This is a genomic window from Microbacterium sp. STN6, assembly GCF_026410545.1.
GTDB lineage: Bacteria > Actinomycetota > Actinomycetes > Actinomycetales > Microbacteriaceae > Root112D2.
The window spans coordinates 658,814-679,705 of the sequence record NZ_JAPMIT010000001.1; the positions used below are offsets into that span (position 1 = coordinate 658,814).

General features: G+C 69.3%; 19 protein-coding genes. 10 read left to right on the forward strand and 9 right to left on the reverse strand.

The window, feature by feature from the left end; genetic code table 11:
• The first annotated feature begins 200 nt into the window (after positions 1–200).
• The gene (locus tag OSC27_RS02975) at positions 201–2,378 is read left to right on the forward strand and encodes a DEAD/DEAH box helicase (RefSeq protein ID WP_267179920.1); all 2,178 of its coding nucleotides are present in this window, start codon (positions 201–203) and stop codon (positions 2,376–2,378) included.
• Between the two features lie 122 nt (positions 2,379–2,500).
• Here the strand turns inward: OSC27_RS02975 and OSC27_RS02980 are convergent, their stop codons facing one another.
• Positions 2,501–3,124: a response regulator gene (locus tag OSC27_RS02980; protein ID WP_267179921.1), complete on the reverse strand. Its 624-nt coding sequence runs from the start codon at positions 3,122–3,124 to the stop codon at positions 2,501–2,503.
• Positions 3,121–4,326: a sensor histidine kinase gene (locus tag OSC27_RS02985; protein WP_267179922.1), complete on the reverse strand. Its 1,206-nt coding sequence runs from the start codon at positions 4,324–4,326 to the stop codon at positions 3,121–3,123. The genes OSC27_RS02980 and OSC27_RS02985 overlap by 4 nt, the downstream gene beginning before the upstream one ends.
• Before the next feature lie 195 nt (positions 4,327–4,521).
• Here OSC27_RS02985 and OSC27_RS02990 point away from each other — a divergent pair, with 195 nt between their 5' ends.
• Entirely contained in the window at positions 4,522–5,619 is a 1,098-nt protein-coding gene (locus OSC27_RS02990; RefSeq protein WP_267179923.1) for an ABC transporter permease, read from the forward strand.
• 59 nt (positions 5,620–5,678) lie between these two features.
• Positions 5,679–6,365 carry an ABC transporter ATP-binding protein gene (locus OSC27_RS02995; RefSeq protein ID WP_267180412.1) on the forward strand — a complete coding sequence of 229 codons (687 nt, stop codon included), beginning with the start codon at positions 5,679–5,681 and terminating at the stop codon, positions 6,363–6,365.
• 186 nt (positions 6,366–6,551) lie between these two features.
• On the opposite strand, the gene OSC27_RS03000 is transcribed toward OSC27_RS02995, so the two are convergent.
• Positions 6,552–6,752 carry a hypothetical protein gene (locus tag OSC27_RS03000; RefSeq protein WP_267179924.1) on the reverse strand — a complete coding sequence of 67 codons (201 nt, stop codon included), beginning with the start codon at positions 6,750–6,752 and terminating at the stop codon, positions 6,552–6,554.
• A gap of 64 nt (positions 6,753–6,816) precedes the next feature.
• Between OSC27_RS03000 and OSC27_RS03005 the strand changes: the two genes are divergently transcribed.
• From OSC27_RS03005 to zapE, 3 genes are all read left to right on the forward strand, one after another.
• A complete protein-coding gene (locus OSC27_RS03005; protein WP_267179925.1) occupies positions 6,817–7,449 on the forward strand; it encodes a CYTH domain-containing protein in 633 nt (210 codons plus the stop codon).
• A 93-nt stretch (positions 7,450–7,542) separates the two neighbouring features.
• On the forward strand, positions 7,543–8,571 hold the full coding sequence (locus OSC27_RS03010) for a 6-phosphofructokinase (protein WP_267179926.1): 1,029 nt from the start codon (positions 7,543–7,545) through the stop codon (positions 8,569–8,571).
• A 12-nt stretch (positions 8,572–8,583) separates the two neighbouring features.
• A complete protein-coding gene (gene zapE / locus OSC27_RS03015; protein WP_267179927.1) occupies positions 8,584–9,723 on the forward strand; it encodes a cell division protein ZapE in 1,140 nt (379 codons plus the stop codon).
• Positions 9,724–9,775: 52 nt separating this feature from the next.
• On the opposite strand, the gene OSC27_RS03020 is transcribed toward zapE, so the two are convergent.
• The 3 genes from OSC27_RS03020 to OSC27_RS03030 all read right to left on the reverse strand — a co-directional run bounded on the left by OSC27_RS03020 (position 9,776) and on the right by OSC27_RS03030 (position 11,878).
• Complete coding sequence (locus tag OSC27_RS03020; RefSeq protein WP_267179928.1) at positions 9,776–10,345, reverse strand: DapH/DapD/GlmU-related protein; 570 nt, start codon at positions 10,343–10,345, stop codon at positions 9,776–9,778.
• A gap of 21 nt (positions 10,346–10,366) precedes the next feature.
• The gene (locus OSC27_RS03025) at positions 10,367–11,344 is read right to left on the reverse strand and encodes an aldo/keto reductase (RefSeq protein WP_267179929.1); all 978 of its coding nucleotides are present in this window, start codon (positions 11,342–11,344) and stop codon (positions 10,367–10,369) included.
• A gap of 78 nt (positions 11,345–11,422) precedes the next feature.
• Complete coding sequence (locus tag OSC27_RS03030; protein ID WP_267179930.1) at positions 11,423–11,878, reverse strand: Hsp20/alpha crystallin family protein; 456 nt, start codon at positions 11,876–11,878, stop codon at positions 11,423–11,425.
• 299 nt (positions 11,879–12,177) lie between these two features.
• Between OSC27_RS03030 and OSC27_RS03035 the strand changes: the two genes are divergently transcribed.
• Together OSC27_RS03035 and OSC27_RS03040 are read left to right on the forward strand one after the other, a co-directional pair.
• Positions 12,178–14,142, forward strand: a complete 1,965-nt coding sequence (locus tag OSC27_RS03035) for an aconitate hydratase (protein ID WP_267179931.1) — start codon at positions 12,178–12,180, stop codon at positions 14,140–14,142.
• A complete protein-coding gene (locus OSC27_RS03040; protein WP_267179932.1) occupies positions 14,139–14,546 on the forward strand; it encodes a pilus assembly protein CpaE in 408 nt (135 codons plus the stop codon). Before OSC27_RS03035 ends, OSC27_RS03040 begins: the two co-directional genes overlap by 4 nt.
• Here OSC27_RS03040 and OSC27_RS03045 read toward each other — a convergent pair.
• The gene (locus tag OSC27_RS03045; RefSeq protein WP_267179933.1) at positions 14,527–15,426 is read right to left on the reverse strand and encodes an aminodeoxychorismate lyase; all 900 of its coding nucleotides are present in this window, start codon (positions 15,424–15,426) and stop codon (positions 14,527–14,529) included. The two genes, OSC27_RS03040 and OSC27_RS03045, sit on opposite strands and share 20 nt — an antisense overlap.
• Positions 15,427–15,508: 82 nt before the next feature.
• Positions 15,509–15,805 carry a hypothetical protein gene (locus OSC27_RS03050; protein ID WP_267179934.1) on the reverse strand — a complete coding sequence of 99 codons (297 nt, stop codon included), beginning with the start codon at positions 15,803–15,805 and terminating at the stop codon, positions 15,509–15,511.
• Between the two features lie 133 nt (positions 15,806–15,938).
• On the opposite strand from OSC27_RS03050, the gene OSC27_RS03055 reads away from it, so the two are divergent.
• On the forward strand, positions 15,939–16,388 hold the full coding sequence (locus OSC27_RS03055; RefSeq protein WP_267179935.1) for a DUF2975 domain-containing protein: 450 nt from the start codon (positions 15,939–15,941) through the stop codon (positions 16,386–16,388).
• On the opposite strand, the gene OSC27_RS03060 is transcribed toward OSC27_RS03055, so the two are convergent.
• Positions 16,377–17,966, reverse strand: coding sequence for an SDR family NAD(P)-dependent oxidoreductase (locus tag OSC27_RS03060; protein ID WP_267179936.1), 1,590 nt, complete (start codon positions 17,964–17,966; stop codon positions 16,377–16,379). The two genes, OSC27_RS03055 and OSC27_RS03060, sit on opposite strands and share 12 nt — an antisense overlap.
• 299 nt (positions 17,967–18,265) lie before the next feature.
• On the opposite strand from OSC27_RS03060, the gene OSC27_RS03065 reads away from it, so the two are divergent.
• Entirely contained in the window at positions 18,266–20,815 is a 2,550-nt protein-coding gene (locus OSC27_RS03065; RefSeq protein WP_267179937.1) for a DEAD/DEAH box helicase, read from the forward strand.
• Positions 20,816–20,892 lie beyond the last annotated feature (77 nt).

Consider the following 20,892-nt stretch of genomic DNA (forward strand, 5'->3'; position numbering starts at 1 on the left):
AGCGGCGGCCTCACTTCGAGTAAAATAGCCGCGACGAGGAGTTCGCCCACTCGCTGTATCGGCTCGCACCTTCGAACGCGACGATTCGGCACGTGTCCACTCTGGCCCAGTGACGGGCCTTCTGGCATCGGCTTTGCGCGATGTCCGGGCACCCTCGTCTGCGGTCGCCGCTCGCGACCGCACGCTCTCACAGGAGGATCATGCCGCGTTCCGGTCACCGCACCACGCAGGCCCCGCAGTCGTCTGCGCGTCGCTCGTCGGCCCGCACCCGCCACGCCAACAACGACGGGCTCATCCCGGTTCTCGCGCGCAAGGTGCGCGAGGTCGAGGCCAAGGTCGGCGACGGCAAGAAGCTGGGCCCCACCAATCGCACCAAGTTTCAGGTCATCGCCTTTCTCATGCGTGAAGAGCGCGCCAGGGCCAAGACCGACACCACATTGACGGATGCCGGCCGCGCCGAGCAGCTGAAGCGATTAGACGGCATCGCCACCATTCTCGCCAAGACCGCCGCCCGCGACACGTCGCTGATCGCGCTTCTCGAGAGCGCGAACACTCCGAGCGAGACGGCGCAGAAGCTGCGTCGCGACTGGCTGCTCGAATCGGGCACCGAGCTGAGCCCGGACGACCTCATCATCACGAGCGAGAAGCCCAAGCCTCGCGATGAGTCCGTGGTGCCGCCCGAGCTCGCCGAGAGGCAGGTCGTACCCGAATCCGTTCGGGCGCGCCAACTGTCGAACCCGTTCCTTCCGCCCGACTTCTCCCACGCTCCCGCCGCCTCGACTCCGCGTCGCCGCCTCGACTCCTGGGAGCTCCTCGGCCCCCTCTACAAGTCGTTCGAGTACGGCTCCGGCGGGCAGGCGGCGAGCATGGAGCTGCCGCCGGCGCCGCTCGTCGACCGCTACTCGCCTCGCGGCACCGAGCTCATGAAGCACCAGGCGCAGTTCCTCGAGTCGGTGCGGCTCGGGCACCGCGAGTTCCTGCTGGCAGACGAGCCCGGGCTCGGCAAGACCGCGCAGTCGGTGCTTGCCGCATCCGTCGCCGGGGCCTACCCCCTGCTCGCGGTCGTGCCCAACGTCGTGAAGATGAACTGGGCGCGCGAGGTCGAGCAGTGGACGCCGCAGCGGCGGGCGACCGTGATCCACGGAGACGGCCAGGGCCTCGACGCCTTCGCCGACGTGGTCATCGTGAACTACGAGGTGCTCGACCGGCACCTGTCGTGGCTGTCGAGGCTCGGCTTCCGCGGCATGGTCGTCGACGAGGCGCACTTCATCAAGAACCTGCACTCGCAGCGCTCCAAGTACGTGCTCGGGCTCGCCGACGCCATCCGCCATTCCGTGCCGAACGACGACCCGCTGCTCATGGCGCTCACGGGAACGCCGCTCATCAACGACATCGATGACTTCCGGGCAATCTGGCAGTTCCTCGGCTGGATCGACGGCGCGAAGCCGACCGCCGGCCTCATGGAGAAGCTCGAGGAGACCGGTCTCACGCCCGCCGAGCCCGGCTTCTACACCGAGGCACGCGCCGCGGTCATCGACATGGGCATCGTGCGCCGCCGCAAGATCGACGTGGCCGCCGACCTGCCGAGCCGCCGCGTTGTCGACCTGCCCGTCGAGCTCGACGACGACCTCGGTCGCTCGATCCGCCAGGCAGAGCGCGACCTGGCTGAGCGTCTCGTCGCCCGGTACCGTCGTGCCGCCGCGAGCGGAACGGCCGACACGGTCGATGGCGACGACGACGCGCGCCGCACGCAGCTCATCCGCCTGGTCGCGCAGGCCGAACTCGAGGAGTCGAAGTCGGCCAAGGGCGGCGAAAACGTGTTCACCATGGTGCGCAAGATCGGCCAGGCGAAGGCACACCTCGCATCCGACTACGCCGCGCAGCTCGCGCGTTCGGTGGGCAAGGTCGTCTTCTTCGCCAAGCACATCGATGTGATGGATGCTGCGGAGGCGGCCTTCGCCGAACGCGACCTGCGCACCATCTCCATCAGGGGCGACCAGACGGCGCTCGCCAGGCAGGCCCAGATCGACGCATTCGCGAACGACCCGGATGTCGCCGTCGCCGTCTGCTCGCTGACCGCCGCCGGCGTGGGGCTCAACCTCCAGGCCGCATCGAACGTGGTGCTCGCGGAGCTGTCATGGACCGCGGCCGAGCAGACGCAGGCGATCGACCGCGTGCACCGCATCGGCCAGGAAGAGCCCGTGACGGCGTGGCGCATCATCGCCGCGCAGACCATCGACTCGAAGATCGCGGAGCTGATCGACTCGAAGCAGTCTCTTGCCGCGCGGGCGCTCGACGGCTCAGACGTGGAAGCGGGCTCGGCCGACTCGGTGCAGCTTGACGCTCTCGTGCACCTGCTGACGGAGGCCCTCGGCTGACGCCCCTTGCGGGTTGAGGAAGCCGTCGTCGCTTGCGGGTTGAGGAAGCCGGCGAAGCCGGCTGTCTCGAAACCCCTGTCTTCGTGGGTTTCGAGACGGCGCTTCGCGTCTCCTCAACCCGCTCAGCCGCGGATGAGGCCGAGGCGGCGCGCCTCGGCCACCGCGAGCGTGCGCGAACCCACGCCAAGCTTCGTGAAGATGTGCACCAGGTGCGACTTCACGGTGGCCTCGCTGAGGAACAGCTCGCGCCCGATGTCCCGATTCGACCGCCCGGCCGCGACGAGGGTCAGCACCTCGCTTTCGCGGGCGCTCAGCGTCAGCTGAGGCGAACGCAACCGTGCGACGAGCCGCGTCGCGATGGCCGGGGCGAGCGCGCTCTCGCCCGCGGCGGCCGCCCGCACCGCGCTGATCAGCTCGGCGGGCGGGGCGTCCTTCAGCAGGTAGCCGCTCGCGCCGGCCTCGACCGCGCCGAGGATGTCGGCATCCGTGTCGTAATTCGTCAAGATCAGCACCCGCGGCGCATCCGGGAGGTCCCGGATCTGCCTCGTCGCCTCGGCTCCCTGCATGTCGCCGCCGAACTGCAGGTCGAGCAGCACCACGTCGGGCCGGAGTTCGGATGCAAGGGCGACGGCATCGCGTGCGGTCGCCGCCTGCGCGATGACGGCGAGGTCCGGCTCGGTCTCGAACAGGGCGAGGAGGCCGGCGCGAACTACCGGGTGGTCGTCGGCGAGCAGCATCCGAATCATCGCCCATCCTCGCTCTCGGCCGGGGGCAGCGGGAACGAGACCGCAACCGCAGTGCCGGCGCCGAGGCTCGACTCGACGCTTGCCGTGCCGCCGAGCCGTGCGACGCGTTCGCGCATCGCCGCGATGCCGAACGACGCCCCCGAACGGGCCAGGTCGCCCAGGCCGGCCGCGTCGAAGCCGCGCCCGTCGTCGATCACGTCGAGGCTCACCGAGTCGTCCATGTAGCTCAGCGTCACGTCGGCCCGCGACGCCTGCGCGTGCTGGGTGACGTTCGCCAGCGACGCCTGCGCGACGCGGAGAAGGGCCGTCTCGATCGTCATCGGAACGGGCGCCGTATCGCCGCTCACGTGCACCGTGACCGGCACGCCGCTGACCTGCTGGGTCGTCGCGCCCAGGCGCCGAAGCGCCCCCTCGATTCCCTGCTCGTCGAGGGCGCGCGGCGTCAGCTCCCTGATGAACCGGCGGGTCTCGGCCAGATCGTCTGCCGCGGTTTGCCGAGCCAGCCGCAGATGCTCCATGGCCGGATGCGCGGGGTCAGCCTTCTCGACCGCGTGCAGCAGCAGCTGGATGCTCGAGAGGCCCTGCGCCACGGTGTCGTGGATCTCGCGCGCCAGCCGCGCCCGTTCGGCGAGCACGCCGGCCTCGCGCTCCGTCTCGGCGAGTCTGGAGCGCGTGGCAAGCAGATCGGCGATGAGCTTCTCGCGTTCGCGCGCCTCGCGGAACATGGCGCGGTAGCCGAGCGCGATCGCGACGGCGAGGCCGGCCCCGATTACGGGCCCGATCACACCGCCGATGCTCCATCCGCTGTGCAGGCCGAGCGCGACGATCGTGTACGCGGTCGAGAGGGCGACGATGACGACGTTCCACGGCGCGGCTACGAGGTGCAGGAACAGGAAGAACAGGGGGAAGACGAGAAAGGCGGCGTCGGGGGTGAGCACGAGCAGAACGGCCCACTCGAGCACGAGCGCCGTCAGCCATGCCGCCTTCGCGAGGATGTGAGTGAGCGCGTTGCGCAAGGGGCCGCCGGCCGCGTAGGTGAGGGCGAACACGCAGCCGATCGCCAGCACGGCAGCCCAGCGCGGCCCGACAGGATCGCCGGCCTGCGGCGCGTGCACCACGACGAAGGCGATCAGGCCGACCATGAGAACGTGCAGCCCCACGCGCAGCGTCGTGAAGACCGGGGCGAGCGAGGAGTGGTTCATGTCGCGATCAGCCTAACGAGCGGATGCGGCAGCGGCATCCATCGAAAGTCGGCACGCGGGCTCGACTTTCGTGGGGCGATCCGTGACCGGGTGGACGATGTGCCGGCCACCCGCCGCGACGGAAGCTGAGGAGGTCTTGCCGGTTCACCCGTGCCTGCCGATGGCGGGCCGCACCGGCGCAGGAAAGGAACTGACGTGTTCGTCGCCCTACGCGACCTGCGGCATGCCCGCGGCCGCTTCATTCTCATCGGCTCGGTTGTCGCGCTGATCACCCTGCTTGTCGGGTTCCTCGGCGGGCTCACGCAGGGGCTCGCGAACGCCAACATCTCGTCGCTGACATCGCTGAGTCTCGACCGGTTCGTCTTCGAGCAGCCGGGCGACGGGCAGCAGTTGAGCTTCTCCGACTCGACCGTGACCCGCGAGCAGGCGAGCACGTGGTCGACCGCTCGGGGCGTGGACGCGGCGGAGCCCATCGGCATCGCCACCGCCAAGGCGACGGCGACCGGAGGATCCCAGACCACGGCGGCCCTCTTCGGCGTGCGCCACTCGCTCGAGGGCATGGCCGGCGACCAGACGCTGCCCGCCGGGCCAGGCCAGGTCGTGCTGTCGCAGCCGGCCGCCGACAAGCTCGACGCCACGACGGGTGCGCGTGTGCACATCGCGGGCGCCTCGTATCGGGTCGCCGCCGTCGACGGATCGGCCCAGTACAGCCACATGCCCGTCATCTGGATGCCGCTGGCGGATTGGCAGAGCGTCGCGAGTGCACAGTCGGCCGGTGCCGCGCCCTACGCCACCGTGCTCGCGGTCACGCTCGGCGACGGCGCTGACACGGCGGCCATCGACCATGCCGCCGCGACCGAGTCGACCGGTCTGATCCCGGCGCTGCTCGCCATCGACGGGTTCCGCAGCGAGATCGGCTCCCTTCTCATGATGATGGCGTTGCTGTTCGGCATCTCGGCGCTCGTGATCGGGGCGTTCTTCACCGTCTGGACCCTGCAGCGACTCGGCGATATCGCGGTACTCAAGGCGCTGGGGTCGACGACGGGCGCGCTCGTCAGAGACGGATTGGGCCAGGCCCTCATCGTGCTCGTCGTCGGCGTGGGCCTCGGGATCGGCATCACCGCCGGCGTCGGCGCCCTCATCTCGGGTGCCGTTCCGTTCGTGGTCAGCCAGCTCACGACGCTCGTGCCGGCCGTCGCCATGATCGCTCTCGGGCTCGCCGGCGCGGGCTTCGCGCTGCGCAGCGTCACCAGGGTGGACCCGCTGACGGCGTTGAACGGGCAGAACGCGTGAGCGGCGCAGAGCATCCGCTTGATTCAATGAACGCCACTATGTACGAGGAAGTGAACACCATGATCAGTCTCGAGAACGTGACCCTGACCTACCCGGATGGCGAGCGCACGGTCGTCGCGGTCGACAATGCGACGCTCGCCGTGCCGGCCGGCAGCGTGACCGCCATCACCGGGCCGAGCGGATCAGGCAAGTCCAGCCTGTTGGCCGTCGCCGCCGGCCTTATCAAGCCGACCAGCGGTCGCGCCATGATCGACGGCGTGGACGCCGCGGCCCTGTCGCGGGAGGAGACGACACGGCTGCGCCGGGAGAAGATCGGCATCGTCTTTCAGAGCCCCAGCCTCGTGCCCTCACTCACGGCGCTTGAGCAGCTCGAGGTGATGCGGCGCCTCGGCGGCCCCCGTCGGGAGCGTGCGGGGGCGCGAGGCCGGGCGGCCGAGCTGCTCGACGCCGTGGGGCTCGCCGGCAGCGAGCACAAGCGGCCCGCCCAGCTCTCCGGCGGGCAGCGGCAGCGGGTCAACATCGCGCGGGCGCTCATGAACGAACCACGAGTACTCATCGTGGACGAGCCGACCAGCGCACTCGACCAGCGGCGTGGGGCCGCGATCATCGAACTGATCCTCGCCATGACGGCCGAGTTCGGGACGTCGACGCTTCTCGTCACGCACGACCAGTCGCACCTGCCGATGGCCGACGCCGTCGAGCGCATGGTCGACGGCGTGCTGACGCGAGTTGAGGAGGCCGCTTGAACTGACGCCGGTTGAGGAGGCCGCGTAGCGGCCGTCTCGAAACCCTGCTCCGACGGCGGTTTCGAGACGCCGGCTTTGCCGGCTCCTCAACCCGCTTTACTCGGCGTCGAGACGCCGGCTTTGCCGGCTCCTCAACCCGCTCTACTCGGCGTCGAGACGCCGGCTTTGCCGGCTCCTCAACCCGCTCTACTCGGCGTCGGTGTCGTCGTCGAGCACGACCGGACGCTCGGCGTCGGGCAGATCCTCGTCGTCGGCTTCGTCGTCATCGAGGGGCCGATCCTCGTCTTCGACCGGCGCATCCTCTGGCTCGTAATCGCCCTCCTGGGCGGCCGTGAACTCGTCGTCACCCTCAGGTTCAGGCTCGCGCTCGTCATCCACCTCGCTCATGTTTCAAGGCTACGCCGACGCCCTCGATTCGCGACAGGTGCACAGGCTGCGCTAGACAAGGAACATGGCACACAGCATCCAGATCGAGATCGAACGAAAGTATGACGTCGACGACGACACGGCTGTTCCCGACCCCGTGGGCATCGGAACCATCGCCATCGCCGAACGTCCCGAGACCACCACACTCCTTGCCGTCTACTTCGACACCGTCGACCTCGACCTCGCACGCAACCGCACCGCGCTGCGTCGCAGGGAAGGTGGGGCGGATGCCGGTTGGCACCTCAAGATCGCCCGGCTCGACGCCGTCGGCCGCACCGAGCACCACTGGCCGCTGACCGACGCGTCGGTCGTGCCGGACGAGGTCCGCGCCGAGGTTCGCGACATCGTCGGCGACAAGCCTCTCGTTCCCGTCGCTCGCGTGGAGAACACGCGCAGCACCACGCGCCTGCTCGACGCGGCCGGCTACCCGGTCGCCGAGCTCTGTGACGACCACGTGCATGCCGACGACCTGCGCTCGCGCGTGGCGCGCACCTGGCGCGAGTGGGAGGTCGAGCTGCTGGCGGCCGCGCCCGAGGGGGAGAGGGAGCGCACAGAGCTTCTCGACGGAGTGGAGGGCGCCGTCATCCGGGCGGGAGCCCGGACATCCGTCAGTTCGTCGAAGCTGGCGCGTGCGCTCGGTCTCGACGCCCTCGCCTGAGCCGCGTTCGGTTCGCACGACGCGTCGATTTGGGGCGCGGGCCCCGGCTCCGGCATGATCAAGTCGGGGAGATCACGAGGGAGCCACACGCGTATGAAGATCGGAATCCTGACCAGCGGAGGGGACTGTCCCGGCCTGAACGCCGTCATTCGCGGCGCGGTTCTCAAGGGCGACCGCGTCTACGGCGACGAGTTCGTCGGATTCCGCTACGGCTGGCGCGGCGTGGTCAACGGCGACATGGTCGCTCTCGACCGGCACAGCGTGCGCGGCCTGTCGCGTCAGGGCGGCACGATTCTCGGCTCCAGCCGAACCAACCCGTTCGAGGGCGAGAACGGCGGCCCCGAGAACATTCAGCGACTCTTCGACGAGAACGGCATCGACGCCGCCATCGCGATTGGTGGCGAGGGAACGCTCACGGCAGCCCGAAGGCTGACGGATGCCGGGCTCAAGATCGTCGGAGTGCCGAAGACGATCGACAACGACCTGGCCGCCACTGACTATTCGTTCGGTTTCGACACGGCGGTCGAGATCGCGACCGAGGCCATCGACCGGCTGCGCACGACCGCGGAGTCGCACCAGCGCTGCATGATCGTGGAGGTCATGGGCCGCCACGTCGGCTGGATCGCGCTGCACTCGGGCATGGCGGGCGGCGCGCACGCCATCCTGATCCCCGAGCAGCCGCAGTCGATCGAGCAGATCTGCGAGTGGGTCGAGCACGTGCGCGATCGAGGGCGTGCCCCCGTCGTCGTGGTGTCTGAGGGCTTCCACCTGAACACCATGGAGGAGGCGCACTCGCACAAGGGCCTCGATGCCTTCAACCGGCCCCGCCTCGGCGGCATCGGCGAGCTGCTCGCGCCCATGATCGAGGCGCGCACCGGCATCGAGTCGCGTGCGACCGTCATCGGCCATATTCAGCGCGGCGGCGTGCCGAGCGCGTACGACCGCGTGCTTGCCACCCGCCTCGGGCTCGCCGCGATCGATGCCGTGCAGGAAGGCAACTGGGGCAGCATGGTGTCGCTGCGCGGCACCGAGGTCGAGACCGTGAGCATCGCCGAGGCGACCGGCGGGCTGAACACGGTTCCGCAGCACCGCTACGACGAGGCCGCGCTGCTCTTCGGCTGAGCGAGGTGGCCGGTGGCCGACCAGCGCCCTGAGGAGGCCGCCTCGCGGCCGGTGGCCGACCAGCGCCCTGAGGAGGCCGCCTCGCGGCCGTCTCGAAGGTTGGTGGCGCGCGGCGAAACACGAGACCCGTTCGCCTCGGCCGCCGCCTCGGCCGGCTTTGCCCTCGACCCCGCCCAGCGTACGATCGCCGAGCGTCTGACTTGGCTCGGCACCGCGCTCCGCGACGCCGAGCCAGGCGCCCCCGCCCCGCGCGGCATCTACCTCTGGGGCCCGGCCGGCCGCGGCAAGACCTGGCTGCTCGACACGTTCGAGGCGAGCCAGCCCGCGGGGCGCGTGCGCCGCATCCATTTTCATGGCTTCTTCCGTGAACTGCACGAGAGCATCCAGCGCAACCGCCAGCAGACGGATGCCGCGGCGAACGCCATCGAGGCCGCCATCGACGAGCTGCTTGGCGGGGCATCGCTGCTGCACTTCGAGGAATTCCATGTGCACGACTCGGGCAACGCCGCGCTGCTCGTGCGGCTGCTCGAGGCGCTCTTCGCGAAGGGCGTCACGCTCATCGCCAGCTCCAACTACGCGCCGGCCGACCTGTTCGCCGACCCGGAATTCCACTACGTGTTCCGGCCCGGCATCGCGCTGATCACGCAGCACCTCGACGTGCTCGAGCTCGACGGCGGAGTGGACTACCGCCGTGCCGCGTCCGCGGCGTCGCCCGACTCGCGTCGCGGCTTCGCCAACGGACGATGGCTGGTCCGCGCAGCGGGCGGACAGCCCTCGCGCGACACACCGCCGAAGCCGGAGCCGCACGAGGCGGTCGTGCTCACGGTCGACGGCCGCAGCATCCGTGCCCGCCGTGCAGACCGCGGCGCGGTGTGGTTCACCTTCGACGAGCTTCTGGAAGAGAGCACGGCCGTCAGCGACTACCTCACGCTCAGCGCTCGCTACCGCTCCTGGGTTCTCGACGAGGTGCCCGACTTCGCCCGCACATCGGCCGGCGCGCGCCAGCGTTTCGTCAACCTCATCGACGTGCTGTGCGACCTCGACATCGAGCTCACCGTCATCGCCGCGACAACCCGCGACGCGCTCGGCTCGGTCGACGACCTGCCCGCGGACATGCCCCGCACCCTCAGCCGCCTGGCCCTCTTGGGCTAGGGCTTGTTCCTCTTCGGTGTTGCCACGGTGCAGCGAGGTGGCGGGGAGGAGTTCAGTCGCAGACCGATCGCACAACGCGTGCAGGCGAGCCGACGACGACCGCGTTCTCAGGGACAGACTTCGTCACGACGGATGCCGCGGCGACCACCGCGTTGTCGCCGATCGTCACGCCGGGCAGCACCGTGACGTTCGAGCCGATCCACACGTTTCGGCCGATCACGATGGGCGCCGGAAGCATGTCGCCGCGCCGGCTCGGGGCCAGGTCGTGGTTGAGCGTAGCGAGCACTGCGTTGTGACCGATCAGGCAATCGTCACCGATGACGATGCCGCCCTGATCCTGGAATCGGCACCCCGAGTTGATGAAGACGCGTGCGCCGAGCGTGATGTTCTTGCCGAAGTCGGCAGAGAACGGCGGAAATACCGTGACCGAGTCGTCAACCGGCCGGCCGGTCAGCTCCGCCAGCAGCGCCCGCACGCGCTCGGGCTCGTGATAGCCGCCGTTGAGCTCACCCGTGATGCGCAGCGCGTCCTGGCTGACACGGTGCATGACGCGATGCAGAGGCGAGTCGCTCCTGATCGGTGCGCCGGAGTTCAGTGCCGTGAGCAGGTCGTCGAGTTCCACATCATCAGCCTGTCACGCGGCTCAGATTGCGGCGAGCTCGTGCGGCACGTAATGCTCCTCGAGTGCCGCGACCTCGTCTGCGGTGAGCGTCAGCTCGAGCGCGGCGAGCGCGTCGTCGAGGTGCTGCGGCTTCGTCGTGCCGACGATGGGGGAGGTCACCGCGGGGCGCTGCAACAGCCAGGCGAGCGCGACCTGGGCGCGCGACACCCCGCGACCGTCGGCCACGCGGCCGACGGCATCCGCTACTCGTCGGTCTGCGTCGTCGGTGCCGCCGTACAGCGGCGCGATCACCCGGTCGCTCTCGGTGCGCGCCGTCGTCTCGCCCCAGGGCCGCGTGAGCCGGCCGCGGGCGAGCGGGCTCCATGGCAGTACGCCGACGCCCTGGTCGAGGCAGAGCGGATGCATCTCGCGCTCCTCCTCGCGGTTGAGCAGGTTGTAGTGATCCTGCATCGAGACGAAGCGGCTCCAGTCGTGCTTCTCGGCCGTGAACTGAGCCTTCTGGAACTGCCACGCGTACATGCTCGAGGCGCCGATGTAGCGCACCTTGCCGGCGCGCACGAGGTCGTTGAGTGCCTCCATGGTCTCCTCGATCGGCGTGTTCTCGTCCCAGCGGTGGATCTGGTACAGGTCGACGTAGTCGGTGCCGAGCCGGCGCAGGCTGTCGTCGATGGCCGTCATGATGTGGCCGCGGGAGAGACCGGCGCCGTTCGGGCCGGGGCGCATCCGCATGTTGACCTTGGTGGCGATGACCACCTCGTCGCGGCGGGCGAAGTCGGCGAGGGCGCGGCCCACGATCTCTTCGCTGGAGCCGAGGGAGTATACGTTGGCGGTATCGAACGTGGTGATGCCGGCCTCGAGCGCGCGGCGGATGAACGGCCGGCTCGCGTCCTCGGCCAGCGACCACGGGTGCGAGCCGCGGTCGGGCTCGCCGAAGCTCATGCAACCGAGTGTGATGCGCGATACTTCGAGGCCGCTTGATCCGAGTCTGCGATAGTCCATGCGTCAACCGTAGTGAATGGACGAAGGGCCGGGAGGGTGCCCTCCCGGCCCTGTTACGCCGTGCGTCAGCTGCGCGACTCAGGCGCTCTGCGCGTGCTCGCCTTCACTGATCGCCACCGTGTCTGACGCACTGTTCGACGGTGCCGCTGTCACCTCGATCTTGCGCGGCTTTGCCTTCTCGCTGACCGGGATCGTCACGCTGAGAACGCCGTTGGTGTAGCTCGCGGAGATGCGGTCGGTGTCGATGCCCTGGCCGAGGTTCAGCTGACGCAGGAACGAGCCGGCCTGGCGTTCGCGAGCGAGCCACTTCACTCCGTCGCCGCTCGTCAGCGTGCGCTCGGCGCGGATCGTCAGCAACTGGCCGTCGACGTCGATGTCGACCGAACCCGGGTCGATGCCGGGAAGGTCGGCGTTGAGTACGTAGACATCGCCATCGCGGTACAGATCCATCGGCATGAGGCGCGGGCCCTGCCGGTCGAGCAGGGCACCGGCGACGCGATCGAGTTCGCGGAACGGATCGAAATTCATAGCCATGTTTTCCTCCTTCACTCGAGGCCGTCACAGCGGCCGGATGTGCGTTTCAGTTATTCACTTCAAACTTGAGTCTTACTGACTCAACTACAGAAGATATTAGCACTCTACATATGAGAGTGCCAACGGATTCGCGACGCAGTCTCGGCGTTCCGGGCAACGCTCACGCGCGCATTCACTGTGGCGGCATGAACCGCTGGGATGGCCTCTTGCCCGCCTCGCGCCTAGGGTGGGAGGCATACCCATCTAGTGAGGCACGCCGCTGCGGTGCTCTGTTCGCGGCGGGGCCCGAAGGAGGCATCGTGGCCGAGAACGTCGCGCAGAAGCTCATCGCGTCTCATCTGGTGGGGGGTGAGATGGTGCCGGGCGAGGAGGTCTCGCTGCGCATCGACCAAACGCTCACGCAGGATGCGACGGGCACGCTTGTGATGCTCGAGCTCGAGGCTCTGGGGCTCGAGCGCACCCAGGCAGAGGTCTCGGTGCAGTACGTCGACCACAACCTGCTGCAGGCCGACAACAAGAACGCCGAGGATCACGACTTTCTGCGCTCGGCATGCCAGCGCTTCGGCATCTGGTTCTCGAAGGCGGGCAACGGCGTCTCGCACCCCACGCACATGCAGCGGTTCGGGATCCCGGGCATGACCATGGTGGGATCGGACAGCCACACCCCGGCGGCAGGCTCGCTCGGCATGCTCGCGATGGGAGTTGGCGGGCTCGAGGTCGCCACCGCCATCGCGGGGCGCCCCGTAACGGTGCGAATGCCCGAGATCTGGGGCGTGCGTCTCACCGGCGAGCTGCCGCCGTGGGTCAGCGCGAAAGACGTGATTCTCGAGATGCTGCGGCGCCACGACGTCAAGGGCGGCGTCGGCCGCATCATCGAGTACTACGGGCCGGGACTCGCGTCGCTGACCGCCATGGATCGACACGTCATTGCGAACATGGGCGCCGAGCTGGGGGCGACGACCACCGTGTTCCCGTCGGACGAGCGCGTGCGCGAATTCCTTGCCGCCGAGCAGCGGGAGGATGACTACGTCGAGCTCGTCGCCGACGACGGCGCCACGTACGACATCGATGAGGAGATCGACCTGTCGAGCCTTGAGCCGCTCATCGCGCTGCCGAGTTCGCCGGGAAACGTGGTGACCGTGCGCGAGGTGGCGGGAAGGCCCGTCTCCCAGGTCGTCATCGGGTCATCGGCGAACCCGGGCCTGCGCGACTTCGCAGTCGTGGCGCGCACTATGAAGGGGAAGCAGACCCACGCGGGCCTCTCGCTCGACGTGAACCCGACCTCGCGTCAGATTCTGCAGGATCTGACGAAGATGGGTGACACGCTCGACCTCATCGCCTCCGGTGCGCGGCTGCACCAGTCGGGTTGCATGGGGTGCATCGGCATGGGGCAGGCGCCCGCCGTCGGCCGCATCAGCCTGCGCACGGTTCCGCGCAACTTTCCTGGCCGCAGCGGCACCAAGGAGGACTCGGTGTACCTGTGCTCGCCCGAGACCGGTGCGGCGGCGGCGCTGACCGGCGTCATCACCGACCCGCGAGACCTGACGCCCTCACTCGGCATCGAATACCCGCACATCGACCTGCCGACCACCTCGAGCGTGAACCACGAGATGCTCGAGCCGCCGCTGCCGCCGGAGGAGGCGGCGAAGGTCGAGCTCGTCAAGGGCACCAACATCGCCACCCTGCCCGAGGTCGGCCCCCTGCCCGACCGCATCGAGGCGCCCGTGCTGCTGAAGGTCGGCGACAACATCTCAACCGACGAGATCCTGCCCGCCGGCGCACGGGTGCTGCCGTTCCGCAGCAACCTGCCCAAGCTCGCCCAGTTCACGTTCGACCAGGTCGACGAGACGTATGCCGACCGCGCCGCCGAGGTGCGCGACACGACCGGCCACATCATCGTCGGGGGGGCGAACTACGGTCAGGGCTCCTCGCGCGAGCACGCCGCCATCACGCCACGGTTCCTCGGCGCGCACGCGGTCATCGCGGTCTCGTTCGCGCGCATCCATTGGCAGAACCTCGCCAACTTCGGTGTGCTCGCCCTCGAGTTCGCCGACCCCGCCGATCACGATCGGGTCGAACAGGGGGACACCCTGGTGCTTGAGGGGTTGAGGGAGGCCATTGCGAACGGTCACGAGTTGACCGCCCGCAACGAGACCCGAGGCGAGGAGTATCGGCTGACCCATCGTCTCTCCGATCGCCAGGTGCAGCACGTGCTCGCGGGCGGCCTCATCCCGTGGCTGCGGCGAGAGACGGAGAACGCGTGATCTCGCGCGAGAAGGCGCGCGGGCTGCGCGAGGCGGGACTCGCATGGCATCCGCGGCCCGGCGACGCGTTCAGCATGCTGGGGGCCGAATTCGCCGACGAGGTCTTCACCGTGAGCGAGATGACGATCGAGTCGCACGAGTTCGACACGGGCACCATTCTCGGCTTCAACGGCACGACCGAGTGGGCGCTTGATTCGGTCGCCATCGAGGACGCGCTCTGGATGCCGCGCGAGGATCAGCTGCGCGAACTCCTCGGCGGCACGTTCCGCTCGCTGCGGGCCGACGGCGATGGGTTCGTCGTCAGCACCGGGCTCGTGGGTCGCGAGAGCGAATACCGAGCGGATGCCGCGGCCGACGCGTACGCCGACGCCCTTCTGGCGCTCATCACCGCTGCGGTGGCGTGAGCAGCGCGGCCACGAGATCCGCGGTGAGCGCCGTGTCGACGGCGAGCGGCGCGCCGTCGAGGGCGCGCACGGGCGCGGCCTGACGGACGCTGGAGACGAGCCACGCGGCATCCGCTTGCCTGAGTCGTTCAAGCGGCATCAGGGCGAACTCGCACGCGAATCCGCGAGACGAGAAGAAGTCGAAGGCGCGCGCCTGCGTGGTGCCGGCGAGAATGCCCGCGGTCGTCGGCGTCGTGCTCACGCTCTGACCGTGCCGCACGATGACGGTCGAGGTCGGCCCCTCGAGCACGTAGCCGTCGCTGCTGACGAAGATGACGTCGTCGGCCCCGCGGCGTTCGGCCTCGCGCAGCGCCGCCTGGTTGACGGCATACGAGAGGGTCTTTGCGCCGAGCAGCAGCCACGGTGCCGGCTCGGCAGCGTCATGCCGGTAACCGCGGTCGAGTGTGACGACACGGATGCCGTCGGTGCGCGCCGCCGTGAAGTCGCCTGCCGGCTCGACCCACACCCAACCGCTGGCCTCGCCTCGCCCCGGTACACCGCGGGTCAGCACGATCTTGGCCGAGAGCTCCTGGGCGCTCTCGTGTGCGCCGATCGCGGTGAGGATCGCCCGACGCCACACCTCGAGGTCGGGATCGGGCAGGTCGAGCAGGGCCGCCGAATGCGCGAATCGTGCCAGGTGCTCGTCGAGCGAGAGGGGAGAACCGTTCGAGACCCCGATGGTCTCGAAGATTCCGTCGCCGCGCTGCACGCCGAGGTCGGTCACGAGCAGATGCGCTGCGGCAGGATCAACGAGCTCGACGCCGTCGTCGTGTGATGCGGCGTGCCCCGTGGCCGGGCGCGAGAGTGCCGGGCGGGTGACAAGGGCGAGGACAGGGCTCATGCCGCCAGTATCGCCCATGCCGGTGCTGCCGGTGCTGCCGGTGCCGCCGGTACCGTCTGTGTCGCCTGTCCCGCCTGTGCCGTCACGGGCCCTGTGGGTCGTCCTTGTCGGAATCGTGCCCGGCGCTGTCGTCGGCCGGCGCCACGGGCACCGCGCCCGCCTGCCCGCCGAGGCCCTGCGAGCCTCCCGGCACGAGCCGGGGCTCGTCATCCTCAGTGTTCAGCGTCTCTGCGTCGTCGGCGTCGCCGTCGAGCCCGTCGACGATGCCGTTGGTCTGATCGAAGGGGTGTGACACGTCTTCGGCCAGGTCGCCCAGGTTTCCGTGCGCTGTGGGCGAGTCCGAAGGCTGCACACCGTCGTCGCGTTCGTTCTCGTTCATGGCCCCCACGGTACGCTCACCGCGCCGAGCGGCAAGGTGTGCGGGCGCAGGCCGTTCCCTTGGCCAACGCGTCATAAGGAGGGAGAATGGCCACGCACGACAAGTCCCGCTTGACGATCGAGAGGAGTCAACGATGCCTCGTCTCACCTCCGTCATGCTCTCGCTGCTGCTTCTCGGTCTTCTGCTTGTGTCGGTGTATCTCGAGGTGTGGGTTCTTCCCAGGGAGATAGACCGCACGACCGCAACTTTTCCGCAGACGACGCCGCTCGCGGTACCCGGCCTTGTCTGGGGCATCGCCGCGATCGCGTGCGGTCAGGCGATCGTCCTCATCGGGTTTCGGCTTGTGGCACTCTCCCGTAAAGGCACGTTCGAGGGATCCGCGGCGCCGTGGTTGCGCGCGATCGTGGCCTGTCTCCTCGCCTTCATCGCCCTCATCGTGGTCGCTTTCGTGACCCTGGCCGTGTCGGGTTACGGGTCACCCGCGATGGTCGAACTGATTCTCATGGGTGTTTTCGCGCTGATCGCGGCGGTGGCTCTTCTCGCTTCACGGGCAACACGTCGCCCGCGCCGGCTACCAGGCTGAGACGGCGTAGTCCTTCAGGAACACCCCGTAGACGTCGTCGCCGGCCTCGCCGCGCACGATCGGGTCGTACACGCGCGCGGCCCCGTCAACGAGGTCGAGCGGCGCGTGGAACCCCTCCTCGGCGAGGCGCACCTTCGTGGGGTGCGGACGCTCATCCGTGATCCAGCCCGTGTCGACGCTCGTCATGAGAATGCCGTCGGCCTCGAACATCTCGCCCGCGCTCGTGCGCGTGAGCATATTCAGCGCCGCCTTGGCCATGTTCGTGTGCGGGTGCCCCGGCCCCTTGTACCGACGACCGAAGACTCCCTCCATCGCCGAGACGTTCACGACATAGCTACGACCCGCCGCCGCCATCGACTCCCGCAGCCGGTTGATGAGCACGAACGGCGCGGTCGCGTTGCACAGCTGCACCTCGAGCATCTCGAGCGGGTCGATGTCGCCGACCGTTTGCGTCCAGCTGTTCACCGGGTGCAGGTCGGGCACGAGGCCGCCCGCGTCGATCGCGCTGCCATCCGCGAGCCGCTCCAGCGACGACGAGCCGGCGGCCATGGCCTGCTCGGCGAGGTAGGTGGCGTGGCCGGCGGCATCGGTGAGGTGTGAGGGCGCACCCGCCGCGATCGCCCCGAGAATCGGATGGCTGGCCACCGAGGCGGCCAGCGCGAGCGGATGCGCGTCGTTCGTGTGCCCGAAGGTGAGCAGTTCGGGCAGCTCGCCCTCCGGGAGGGGCGCGGACTCAGCATCCGACAGTCGTGCGTACGCCCCGGGAGAACGCCGCACGGTCTGCGCCGCGTTGTTGATGAGAATGTCCAGGGGGCCGGATGCCGCCACGGCGTCGGCGAGGCCGACGACCTGGGCGGGGTCACGCAGGTCGATGCCCACCACCCGCAGCCGATGCAGCCAGGCGCCGGAGTCGGGGAGCGAGGAGAAGCGGCGAACGGCGTCTCGGGGAAAGCGCGTGGTGATGGTGGTGTGCGCGCCGTCGCGCAGCAGGCGGAGCGCGATGTGCATGCCGATCTTGGCGCGGCCGCCCGTGAGCAGCGCCCGCTTGCCGGTGAGGTCGGTGCGGGCGCCGCGCTTCGCATGGCTGAACGCGGCGCAGTCGGGGCAGAGCTGGTGGTAGAACGCGTCGACCTCGGTGTACTCGCGCTTGCAGATGTAGCAGGCGCGCGGCTTCAGCAGGGTGCCCGCGGTCGCCGCCCCCGAGGTGATCGCAAGGTCGATGCCGCGCGTCTCGTCGTCGATGCGGTCTGGCGCGCCGGTTGCCGTGGCCGCGACGACGGCGCGGTCGGCCTCGGCGATGTCGGCGCGCTTCGTCAGCCGCCTCGACTTCTTCACGGCCTTGAACATGTGCGCCGTGGCGTGCCGCACGGCCACGAAGTCCGGATGCGTCTCGTCGAGTTCGTGCAGGGCGCCGAGCACGCGGAGTGTGGCGTCCAGGTCGCCGGGGTCGATGCCGCGCGGCGCTGAATTGATGCCGCGCGGCGCATGATCGTGGGCTGGTTCGCCTGGGCCTGGGTCACGGCCGAGGTCGCCCCCGCCCGGCCGGTCGCTGGCGGGGGAGTGGCTGCCATTCGTCATTTCCCTGCGATTCTACCGGCCCGGCGCAGGCGCACTTCTCGCCCGACCGTGCATCGCAATCCATGCGTGGCCGCGTGTCGCAATCCATGCCTGGCCGCCTGTCGCAATCCATGCCTGGCCGCCTGTCGCAATCCATGCCTGGCCGCGTGTCGTTCAGCAGGAGAAATCGGGCGACACGCCGTCACCCCAGGGCCACTCACTGGTGTGTCGCCCGATTTCTCCTGCGCAAGTGCATGGCGGGGACGGGAACTGGCCCAGCGGATGCTGCCAGCGCGCCCCCGTGCGGCATGATCGACTCAATGCCCCTCATCGACCTGCTGCCCGACCCCTTCGACGCTGACGCCGCCTTCGAGGCCTTTGCCGGCTGGGCCGAGGACGGCGGGCTGAGCCTCTATCCCGCGCAGGAGGAGGCGCTCATCGAGGTGGTCTCGGGTTCGAACGTGATCCTCAGCACGCCGACCGGCACCGGCAAGTCGCTGGTGGCCGTGGGCGCGCACTTCACGGCGCTGGCCCGCGGCATCCGCTCGTTCTATACGGCGCCGATCAAGGCGCTTGTCAGTGAGAAGTTCTTCGCGCTCGTCGAGACCTTCGGGGCCGAGCGCGTGGGCATGATGACGGGCGACTCTGCGGTGAACGCCGACGCGCCCATCATCTGCTGCACCGCAGAGATCCTCGCGAACCTCGCGCTGAGGCACGGCGCCGAGACCCCCGTCGGCCAGGTCGTCATGGACGAGTTCCACTTCTACGCCGACCCCGACCGCGGCTGGGCGTGGCAGGTGCCGCTGCTCACGCTGCCGAAGGTGCAGTTCGTGCTCATGTCGGCAACGCTCGGCGACGTATCGGCGCTCGCCGAGGATCTCACCCGCCGCACGGGCCGCGAGACGGCATGCGTGACCGGTGTCGAGCGACCCGTGCCGCTGCACTACTCATACGCGACGACGCCCGTGCACGAGACGGTCGACGAGCTGCTCGCGGGCGGCCAGGCGCCCGTCTACATCGTGCACTTCTCCCAGGCGGCTGCTCTCGAGCGGGCCCAGGCGCTGGCGAGCGCGAAGGTCGCCGACCGCGCGCGGCGCGACGAGATCGCCGAGCTGATCGGGCCGTTCCGCTTCTCCACGGGCTTCGGCAAGACGCTCTCGCGCCTGTTGCGGCTCGGCATCGGGGTGCACCACGCCGGCATGCTGCCGAAGTACCGCAGGCTCGTCGAGCAGCTCGCCCAGCGCGGCCTGCTGCGGGTCATCTGCGGCACCGACACGCTCGGTGTCGGCATCAACGTGCCCATTCGCACGGTGCTGCTGACCGCTCTCACCAAGTTCGACGGCACGCGGATGCGCCAGCTGAACGCGCGTGAGTTCCACCAGATAGCGGGTCGCGCCGGGCGCGCCGGCTTCGACACGGCCGGCGGCGTCGTCGCGCAGGCCCCCGAGCACGAGACCGAAAACCTCAAGGCCATCGAGAAGGCCGGCGACGACCCGAAGAAAAAGCGCAAGATCATCCGCAAGAAGGCGCCGGAGGGGTTCGTCTCGTGGGGCGAGCCGTCGTTCCGCAGGCTCATCGAGGCCGAACCCGAGAAGCTCACGTCGCACATGCAGATCACGAGCGCCATGATGATCAACGTCATCGCGCGCGGCGGCGACGCGTACCGGCACATGCACGACCTGGTGTTCGACAACCACGAGCCGTGGAAGCGGCAGCTGGCGCTGGCCCGCCGTGCACTGGGCATCTACCGCACGCTGCTGGCAGCGGGCGTCGTCGAGAACGTGGGTGGCAGCATCCGTCTCATGCTCGACCTGCAGCCGAACTTCGCGCTCAACCAGCCGCTTTCGCCGTTCGCGCTCGCCAGCTTCGAGCTGCTCGACCCCGACGACCCGGACGCCATCGGCACGGGCAGCTACGCGCTCGACATGATCTCGATCGTGGAGTCGACCCTCGACGACCCGAGGCCGGTGCTGTCGGCGCAGGAGCACGCGGCGCGTGGCGAGGCGGTCGCCGCCATGAAGGCCGAGGGCATCGAGTACGAGGCGCGCATGGAGTTGCTCGAGCAGGTGACGTACCCGAAGCCGCTCCACGAGCTGCTGGAGCAGTCGTTCGAGACCTACGCGAGCTCGCAGCCGTGGGTGCGCGACTTCGAGGTGCGGCCCAAGTCGGTGGTGCGCGACATGTACGAGCGCGCCATGAGCTTCGGCGAGTACGCGGCGTTCTATTCGCTGGCCCGCTCGGAGGGCGTCGTGCTGCGCTACCTTTCCGACGCGTATCGCGCGGCGAGGCAGACCATCCCCGACGCCGCCAAGAACGAGGAGCTGCTCGGCCTCATCGAGTGGCTCGGCGAGCTCGTGCGGCAGGTCGACTCAAGCCTGCTCGACGAGTGGGAGGAACTCACCCACCCCGACGCGGTGCGGCACGCCGCCGGGACGCGCGAGGTGGTGCCGCCGGCGCCGCACGACATCACCACCAATCGGCGGGCGTTCATGGTGCTCGTACGCAATGAGCTGTTCCGGCGGGTGCAGCTGGCCGCGCTCGACCGCGCCGACGACCTCGGTGCCCTCGATGCAGAGGCAGGCTTCGGCGCCGACGCGTGGGGTCGCGCCCTCGACGCCTATTACGCCGAGCACGAGACGATCGGCACCGATCAGGATGCGCGCAGCCCGCGCATGCTCACCATCGACGAGGGCGCCTCGCGTTCCGGTGCCGCCGGCGGCACCGCCCCCGGCGGCACCTGGCGCGTGCGGCAGATCCTCGCCGACCCTGCGGGCGACCACGACTGGGGTATCAGCGCCGAGGTCGACCTCGGCGCGTCGGCCGAGCGGGGCGAGGCCGTCATCCGCGTCACCGCAATGGACCGCTTGTGAGTTGACCTCGAACCGGTAGCGTGTGAGTATCGTTCGTGGCCGCGCACTGCGCCACACGTCAACGAGACAGCCCGGCG

Coding starts and splice junctions, on each gene's coding strand:
- OSC27_RS03010 (WP_267179926.1), top strand. CDS start 7,543: ATGAAGATCGGAATCCTGACCAGCGGAGGGGACTGTCCCGGCCTGAAC.
- OSC27_RS03025 (WP_267179929.1), bottom strand. CDS start 11,344: ATGGACTATCGCAGACTCGGATCAAGCGGCCTCGAAGTATCGCGCATC.
- OSC27_RS03055 (WP_267179935.1), top strand. CDS start 15,939: ATGCCTCGTCTCACCTCCGTCATGCTCTCGCTGCTGCTTCTCGGTCTT.
- OSC27_RS03045 (WP_267179933.1), bottom strand. CDS start 15,426: ATGAGCCCTGTCCTCGCCCTTGTCACCCGCCCGGCACTCTCGCGCCCG.
- OSC27_RS03005 (WP_267179925.1), top strand. CDS start 6,817: ATGGCACACAGCATCCAGATCGAGATCGAACGAAAGTATGACGTCGAC.
- OSC27_RS03065 (WP_267179937.1), top strand. CDS start 18,266: ATGCCCCTCATCGACCTGCTGCCCGACCCCTTCGACGCTGACGCCGCC.
- OSC27_RS03000 (WP_267179924.1), bottom strand. CDS start 6,752: ATGAGCGAGGTGGATGACGAGCGCGAGCCTGAACCTGAGGGTGACGAC.
- OSC27_RS03060 (WP_267179936.1), bottom strand. CDS start 17,966: ATGACGAATGGCAGCCACTCCCCCGCCAGCGACCGGCCGGGCGGGGGC.
- OSC27_RS02980 (WP_267179921.1), bottom strand. CDS start 3,124: ATGATTCGGATGCTGCTCGCCGACGACCACCCGGTAGTTCGCGCCGGC.
- OSC27_RS02975 (WP_267179920.1), top strand. CDS start 201: ATGCCGCGTTCCGGTCACCGCACCACGCAGGCCCCGCAGTCGTCTGCG.
- OSC27_RS03030 (WP_267179930.1), bottom strand. CDS start 11,878: ATGGCTATGAATTTCGATCCGTTCCGCGAACTCGATCGCGTCGCCGGT.
- OSC27_RS03050 (WP_267179934.1), bottom strand. CDS start 15,805: ATGAACGAGAACGAACGCGACGACGGTGTGCAGCCTTCGGACTCGCCC.
- OSC27_RS02985 (WP_267179922.1), bottom strand. CDS start 4,326: ATGAACCACTCCTCGCTCGCCCCGGTCTTCACGACGCTGCGCGTGGGG.
- OSC27_RS02995 (WP_267180412.1), top strand. CDS start 5,679: ATGATCAGTCTCGAGAACGTGACCCTGACCTACCCGGATGGCGAGCGC.